This window comes from Bacillus sp. JJ1127 (genome assembly GCF_036965845.1).
Taxonomy (GTDB): domain Bacteria; phylum Bacillota; class Bacilli; order Bacillales; family Bacillaceae_G; genus Bacillus_A.
This window is the reverse complement of record NZ_JBALQK010000217.1, coordinates 989-8496: the sequence shown is the minus strand read 5'-3', so window position 1 is coordinate 8496 and position 7508 is coordinate 989. Positions and strand designations below refer to the sequence as shown.

5 protein-coding genes and 2 pseudogenes are annotated in these 7508 nt (G+C 37.6%); 3 read left to right on the top strand and 4 right to left on the bottom strand.

Translation table 11 applies throughout. From position 1 onward, the window contains the following. The 3 genes and pseudogenes from V7183_RS19705 to V7183_RS19695 all read left to right on the top strand — a co-directional run. Positions 1 to 342 (top strand): annotated as a pseudogene (locus V7183_RS19705) (hypothetical protein); the annotation flags it as partial. A gap of 302 nt (positions 343 to 644) precedes the next feature. Next, positions 645 to 833 carry a hypothetical protein gene (locus V7183_RS19700; protein WP_097899346.1) on the top strand — a complete coding sequence of 63 codons (189 nt, stop codon included), beginning with the start codon at positions 645 to 647 and terminating at the stop codon, positions 831 to 833. Between the two features lie 296 nt (positions 834 to 1129). Then, positions 1130 to 1334, top strand: a pseudogene (locus V7183_RS19695) (DUF6262 family protein); the annotation flags it as partial. Between the two features lie 173 nt (positions 1335 to 1507). Here V7183_RS19695 and V7183_RS19690 read toward each other — a convergent pair. From V7183_RS19690 to V7183_RS19675, 4 genes are all read right to left on the bottom strand, one after another. Next, positions 1508 to 4702, bottom strand: coding sequence for a bifunctional cytochrome P450/NADPH--P450 reductase (locus V7183_RS19690; protein WP_335360562.1), 3195 nt, complete (start codon positions 4700 to 4702; stop codon positions 1508 to 1510). A gap of 71 nt (positions 4703 to 4773) precedes the next feature. Then, positions 4774 to 5412: a TetR/AcrR family transcriptional regulator gene (locus tag V7183_RS19685; RefSeq protein ID WP_097899344.1), complete on the bottom strand. Its 639-nt coding sequence runs from the start codon at positions 5410 to 5412 to the stop codon at positions 4774 to 4776. A gap of 1056 nt (positions 5413 to 6468) precedes the next feature. Then, a complete protein-coding gene (locus tag V7183_RS19680) occupies positions 6469 to 6831 on the bottom strand; it encodes a DUF3914 domain-containing protein (RefSeq protein WP_097899343.1) in 363 nt (120 codons plus the stop codon). A gap of 390 nt (positions 6832 to 7221) precedes the next feature. Continuing rightward, entirely contained in the window at positions 7222 to 7425 is a 204-nt protein-coding gene (locus tag V7183_RS19675; RefSeq protein ID WP_335360560.1) for a hypothetical protein, read from the bottom strand. Positions 7426 to 7508: the final 83 nt, after the last annotated feature.

The window sequence follows — 7508 nt, the reverse complement described above, 5'->3', positions numbered from 1 at the left end:
CAAGGAAAAGCAAAAATTGCGAAGTACACACCATTTACGATTCAACTCCTATATGCCACTGGTGAAACGGTGCAACCCGTTACAATTGGCAGTTCTTACAAATCAGTTAGTCTATGCCTAACCGAAATTCCCCCCCACCTTGCCGCTGGGTTCTTGCCCGTCACGCGTTTGAAGATGGGGATGAATTTCGGAAATACGTTAAAACAAAAAATAAGATTAATCTCATATTGCAACATTTCTACTATCGTATTTTGGAAGACTAAGTTGAACAAAAATTTTATTTTATTCTACTTTTTAGTTCACGAAAAAAGGTTCTGCCGTCTCCAGCAGAACCTTTCCTAAAATGGCAAAGAATAAGTCTTACTTTATTCTTCTATAATAGAATACACAAGAGTTATGAGGGATGTCTAGGTCAAATGTTTACAATATCATTATTCGAATATAGTATTTTCTAGAGGTGAACTTCTTGCCCTAAAGGAATTGGAGAAGGTTGAGAGTATTCTTGACCTTGAAAGAGATTCTTTACTATTTGTTTTCTCTTTTTCTCCAATCCCCTCTAGAGTTGTCACCTTTCAGTGATGGGTTTTATTTTGAAGGATTTTCCTTTTTCCTGTCGAATCGATAATGTGAAGGGTGGGGATTGTATGGGAGAATCAAAAGCATTTACTGCGGAAGATAAAGAGGTAATTTTTAATAACAATTTTGAAGGTGCAATTTCAAAATTGGAAACATTAAGGGAGATAGCTGTAGAGAATGTTAAGTATCAAGAATCCGCTGAAGAACTTTATAAAGAAATTCATCGTCATCTACGATCACTTAAAATGTATAAATAAAGCATCAAAAATTGCACCTCCAATTGTTAGACCGTGTCTAACAATTAGAGGTGCAGTTTTTGGGTTCGGATGTCTCATGGGATATTTGGCAGGTACGCTTGCTACTTTCTTGTTGATCTACTTCACTTACAGAATTGGAGAGAATAAACGAGCTGCAACTCATAAGTAAGAGGTTGCTATATTCGATAAGTCGGCTTGGAAGGAAATGAATGCTACCAAATATGAGATTTATATTCAATCGACATCCAAAATGATTGAAGTTGCTCAGCAATATGGCTGAGAAGAAATCCTAGAGAAAAATCAGAGAACGTATTGACTCCTTACGGCAACAGAAAGCCCAAGCCCACACCAAAAAAACAGGTTAAACGTGAGGTAAATGAGAACAACAAAGATGTGATTATCGCGTCTCTGAAGAGAAAAATTAAAAAGCTAGAAGAAGATAATATAGAATTACGGAAACAGTTGAAATTCGCTTATACCGAGGTATATAAAAAGGTTTAGTTGAAGGCGAGAACGGCCATTATCCGTCCCTACTTGTTCAACAAACGGGCTAGTTCGTGGAATAACACCTTTAAAGAAAATTGGATATCTATGTTTAAGTAAAAATCCCAAATCCAATAAAGGATACGGGATTTTTGTTTTTAAATATTGTGTATTACTGTCTAATACGGAGCTTAGATTCCAGCCCACACATCTTTTCCATATCGTCCTTCACGTTGCAATTGGTCTAACCAATTTCTTGCCTCTTGTTCACTTACCCCATGATTTCGCTGATAAGCTTGACAAAGAGTATCCCCTACATCCGGAGCCATTCGACTTCCATCACCGCATATATAAAGATGAGCGCCGTTATCTAATAAAGAAATTAACTTGTCTCCATCTTGTTTCATTAAATGCTGTACATATGTTTTTGGATGTCCTTCCAGACGCGAAAAAGCTGTGTGTAAGGATAATATGCCATCCTTTTCATCTTTTTTTAATTCTGTACGATAGAGATAATCCTGTTCAGGATGACGACAACCGAAATATAGATGAGCTTCTCCTAACTTTATACCTTGCTGTTTCTGGATGCGCCGTGATTGTAAAAAACCTCGGAATGGTGCAATCCCAGTTCCTGGTCCAACCATGATAATTGGCGTTTCAGGATTTTTTGGCAACTGAAAACCGGATTGTGGAGTACGAATAAAACAAGCAACATTGTCTTCGTTGTGACGTTGAGCTAAATAGTTAGAAGCGACCCCTTTATATTCGCCTTGTCCACTCCGTGCAGGTCCGCTTACAACACCAACTGTAATACTCAGGCGATCCTGGGCAACGAGTGGTGAGCTTGAAATAGAATAGTAACGCGGTTTGAGTGCAGGGAGAAGTTCTAAAAACCGCTCAAACGGCATTTCACATGCTTCGTACTTTTCGAGAAGATCTAACATGGAAATACGTTTCTTTAATATTTGCTCCTGGTAAATTCCCTCTTCCACTAAAGTTTCCAATTCGCGTTTGTGCGGAGGGCAAACCGTAAAAGATGCCAGTTCCCGTATTTGTGCTCTGGTTGCTGCTTCCTGCACTTCCACACTATAGCTAAGAAGATCACGTAAACTAACAGGCATATCAAGTGGCAGATGAGCTGCGTTTCGTCCACTTGCTGTCAGCACTACTTGATCATTTCCATTCAAATTATACCTACGGAGAACACGGCTGACATTTTCCTCACTGTTGTGTGGAAGCACTCCGAGATGGTCTCCTTCGTGATAAGTAACTCCTTGCGGTAAGGCCACCTCGATATGCCGAGTGCTCCGATCACTGCCAGCTGATTGGAGTTCGCGATTTTCCACAATAGTTGCATTCACTGCTTCGTACGAACGAGCAAGAGGAGATCCTCCAAGGCCACTGACAAACTGAAGGCTTAGGGTACTGCGTTCTTTTTCTACATTTTCATTGAGCTCCAATCCAAAAGCTTTCATCGTATCCGACCACATGCTTTGTTTCCATTGATTGAGCTGTTCTTCAAAGTCTCCACTTGCATCTCCCTCTCCGCGTGTTGAGAACCTTGTGGCTCCCTGTTGAGCCATCTGCTCGTCAATATATCTCGGGACATTCTGATAGGTACTGGCCCAGTTATGATCTCCACAGCCAAACACCGCATAATGAACACCTTGTAGCTCACCAGGTTGTAGTTCTTCAAGCCATTGTACGAATTGTCCAGCATTGCTCGGTGGCTTTCCGTTATAAGAAGAAGTAACAATGAGAATGGCTCCTTCTTTCGGTAAGTTACCAATTCGGTCATTTAAAGGCGATACTTCAGTCCGTACGCCATGCAAACTCGCTGTATCCGCAAGTTCCCGTGCTATACCCTCAGCAGTTCCAGTATCAGAGCCGTAAAGAACAAGAAGCGGACGATTATTGAGTCCTTGGAGAGAAGCAGCATTCTGAACTTGCTGTTCCGTCTTGTGGTCCTCCGGCGTCTCTGCTACAGGTGTTAGGACAGATGGACGGATGGCAGCTTGGTTTCGGGATCGAACCTTTATCTTAAAATCACCTGGCTTTAACGTTAATGTTTGTTTAATGTCCAGCTCATAATTCGCATAATCGATGAATTCAAAATGCTGGAGAAGCATTCCCAGTACGAGAGTGGCCTCATGAAGGGCAAACTGCATACCGATACATGCCCGCTGGCCATTTCCAAATGGCTTATAAGCATGGTGAGGAACTTTATCCGGATCTTCAAACCGTTCGGGATGGAATTCTTCTGCATTGTCCCCCCATGCATCTTTATCTCGATGCAGCTGTGGAATAAGAACCATAATCCGATCTTCTCTTTTCTTTACCGGATATTTTCCACCAATCACCGTGTCTTCTTTTGCATAAAGGCTGAATGCTGGTGCGGTAGGCCATAGACGCAGCGATTCATTTAAAATCATCCGGATATACTTAAGCTGCAGAACTTGTTGATATGTCGGAGTGGGCCCTGTTAATACCCGATCTACTTCTTCATAGGCTTTTCTCAATTTATCCGGATTTTTTAATAAGTAATAGATCGCAAAGGATAACAATCCACTTGTTGTCTCGTGCCCGGCTATTAAAAAGGTGATGATTTGGAAACGAATATTTTCATCATCCAGTGTTTCGCCCGTTTCCGGATCCTTCACATTTAACATACGGGAAAGCAAATCATTTTCTTCCTGGCTTCCATTGGCCTTACGTTCGGCAATAATATTATCCACTAAAGAAAACATGGCTTGGATATCATGCTGAAATTGACGTTTAGTTCTCACCATGAGTTTGTCCTGTATATCTAATCGTTGTGTTTGATGCATCGCTTCATCTAGAGCACGGACCATGCTGGTGATAAAAGGATGAGGAGTCTCACGATAATAACTGTTGAATCGGTAATTAAAACCGCATAAACCAATCGTGTCCAATGTAAGACGGGTCATATCCTCCGGGACATCCACCTCTTCATTCGGATTAAGCCGTGCCCATTTTTGAACGAGCTGTACGGCAATATCGACCATCATGGCATGGTAATCCTTCATTGCCCGCTGGCTGAATGTAGGCGTCAGAATATTATGGGCTTTTCTCCAGTTAGGCTCGTGTGTTCCACTTGTAAATAACCCGTCTCCAGCAAAGGGACGAACCTTTGCTAAAGGACCTTCTACACTTTTATCGAACCGTGACTGATCACAGACTTCTGCTACCAGTTCATGCCCAGAAACGATAATGGCGGTATCTCCTGGAGTTTGAAGCCGAAAAATGGGACCGTACTCTTCCGCCAGCTTGATAAACGATAGGAGCGGTTTATCTTTATCAAGTAGAGGTACATTACCTAATGGACCAAACGTTTTAGGTTGGGGAATATCATTAAGCTTTTTCATTAAAAACATCCTTTCAAAAGAGCATGTTATTTTAGTGATTATTCTTGCTTGAAAAATTTTATCTATCTGCACTACTTTAAAAAGTTTACTTTTAAGCTGTGTTTGATAACTTGTTTCCATCTCTCTCTGTCTTTTGTTACAGTTGTAAAGTTCCCCAAAACATGAGGGGTGGCCTGTTGATATGCAACGGATGATAACAACATGACAATGAGTTCCTCCGGATGCTGGTCTGCAAGAACATCCAATTCGATCCCTTTTACAATAAAAGGATAAGTTTGGTCGTGAAAAGGCTTGATTAATTTATCAAATAAATGGTCAAATCTTTCACCTTGTTGAACGGTTTCGTTAATGATAAACAAACTGAATTCTCGATGTTGAAAACTCATGTCAACCAGCTTATCGAATAATTCGACTAATAAGGCCCTCATATTAGAGGCGTTAGTTACATCTTTTAGGATGAAGTTATTGGTTTGTAACACCTTATAGGAGAGTTCGGATATCACTTCTTTCCATAAGTCTAATTTTGAACCAAAATGGTACTTTACAAGAGCCATATTTACATTAGCATCCATGGCAATTTCGCGGAGACTCGTTTCCTCAAATCCCTTTGTGGAAAAAAGCTTAGTAGCAGAGTTTAAAAGATCCATTTTTGCCACTTCTTTATCTTTGACAGGTCTTCCGGGTGCTTTTTTACTATCAGAATCATTCATACTAGAAGTTCCTTTCTGTTATTAATCAATCGATTAATTAATATACATTTATTATTCGTCGATTGATTAATAAAGTCGAGAGAAATACTAAAGATCCATCTTTATAAACGAATAGAACCGAAAGTAAAAGAGGAGATAGATAGCAGGAAATCATGGATATCATTGTTGTTAAAGGCTTGGGATTAAAAGTTAATCATATAGGATCGTTTAGCTTCATTTCTATACTTTACCAATATGCTTATGATTATGATGCTAGGTAAAGGATTGATCAATCCAGGCTGATTTTTGGCAATTAGTTTTCCAACTCGCTAACAGAGGGGCCATGTTCCCTCGTGAATTGAAAGGTTTATTCTTTTATGCAATCAATTCCTACCTATGACATATGTTATTGATGGTTTCTGTGAAGTGATTTCTTCTGCAGAATGTGAATGTTTTCGCTTGAATTAACGGGTGGCTATTCTGCAAGATAAGTACAGCAAAACTTTTAGAATGATCTTCCATAATCGGGCGCGATTGTGGAACAACACAGGTAGAAAATGATTCAACTTTTTTATAAAAACCAAGCTAAAATCTACTGAAGAAGAAAACATTTTGATCAATCTTTTTTCAAAATGTTTTCCTTTTATTTATTATAAAATATGAGTTTGCGAGGTATTTTTTTGAACAAACTTTATTTCAAAACTAAACAAGAACAAGAACAAGAGGTTATAAAAGGATATAATCATAATTTTCATTATGTGGTAGGATTCTATGAGAAATCAGATTTTGATTTAGCACTTTATGAAATATATATCATTAATACTTTAAACCCGAGATGAAACGACGACAATGTATATACGTATGAGACGGAAAGGTATTTAGATAAATGGAAAAGCGCTACTGCTATTAGGTTAGAACATGAGAAGGAGTTAGAGTTGCAAAGAAGAATAGATAATTCAATGACAGGTTTCAAATTATAAAGTAACGAATCCGCTGCTTTTTTATTTTGTACGAGAAAAGGAACCCCTAAAAGATTCCTTTTCTCGTACCTTGATATTAAGAATTATAATAACTTAGTTACATCACTTCATTTAATCTAGTTTCATTTACAGGTTCAAATGTATTAGAAGTGTTGCTTGTAGCATTAGCAGTATTAGCTTCTTTGTCTTTTTCTGCACGGAATTTCTTTAGAATCTCTAAAATAATCCATAATGGTACACCTTTGTCTTTTAACATCTTCCATAAATCTACTTCAGTAAACTTATGGCTAGGTTGTTTTGTTTCTTTTTCAGATGATTGAATATCAAATGTAATAGAATCATCTGGTTTGTTGTCTTTAACTTTAGTGGTAGAGAAGTTATTTTTATCATTTCCTACAACGTTTGAAGGATTTAATTTTTCAGGCTGATACATTGTATTTACAGACAATCCAATTCTCATTTTTACACCTCCTTTTTAATAATAATTATTATATATATAAATAAAATGATTTTTTAGTCTTTTGAATAAAATGTAAATAAAAATTAAAAATATCATTTGTATTAGCAATTACAGTAGCTTAACAGCTGCTTTTTATTTTGCATAGAAAAAGGAACCTCTTAAGGATTCCTTTTATATCATGCTGTTCTATAATCTTTGTTTTTAAGTTTCTTTCTAATATCCATAAATGCCAGGATCATTATTATTGTGCATATTAACTTGAGCCAGTGAAACTCTTGGTGGAACATTGGCCCAGAGAAGAATTCATAAGCGTATAAAAAACCAATGATTGGGAACAACCAAAACATGAATTTTAAATCTTTTAAATGAAATTTATAATTACTAATGCTCCTATTGTGTTGAAGTTCTATAGTTTTTCTTGATGATATCTCGCATGTCTCTGATAAAGAATAGCAGGAATAACACACCTATGATACCACTAATCCAAAAATATGCATTTCCTGTTATGAATTTGTCATAGAAGGTATAAGCATTCCAAATTATCAAGATTACTGAACATACAGTAGAGGTCACTAATGAACCTAAGCTTCTCATAATCGTCACCTCAATTCGAAATGTTAGGACTTTTAATGTGATTATACATTTAAATAATATAATTTTCAAATGTTAATAAAAGA

Excerpts from the sequence above, each read along its gene's own strand:
- V7183_RS19690 (WP_335360562.1), bottom strand. The coding sequence starts at position 4,702 with ATGAAAAAGCTTAATGATATTCCCCAACCTAAAACGTTTGGTCCATTA.
- V7183_RS19675 (WP_335360560.1), bottom strand. The coding sequence starts at position 7,425 with ATGAGAAGCTTAGGTTCATTAGTGACCTCTACTGTATGTTCAGTAATC.
- V7183_RS19680 (WP_097899343.1), bottom strand. The coding sequence starts at position 6,831 with ATGAGAATTGGATTGTCTGTAAATACAATGTATCAGCCTGAAAAATTA.
- V7183_RS19685 (WP_097899344.1), bottom strand. The coding sequence starts at position 5,412 with ATGAATGATTCTGATAGTAAAAAAGCACCCGGAAGACCTGTCAAAGAT.
- V7183_RS19700 (WP_097899346.1), top strand. The coding sequence starts at position 645 with ATGGGAGAATCAAAAGCATTTACTGCGGAAGATAAAGAGGTAATTTTT.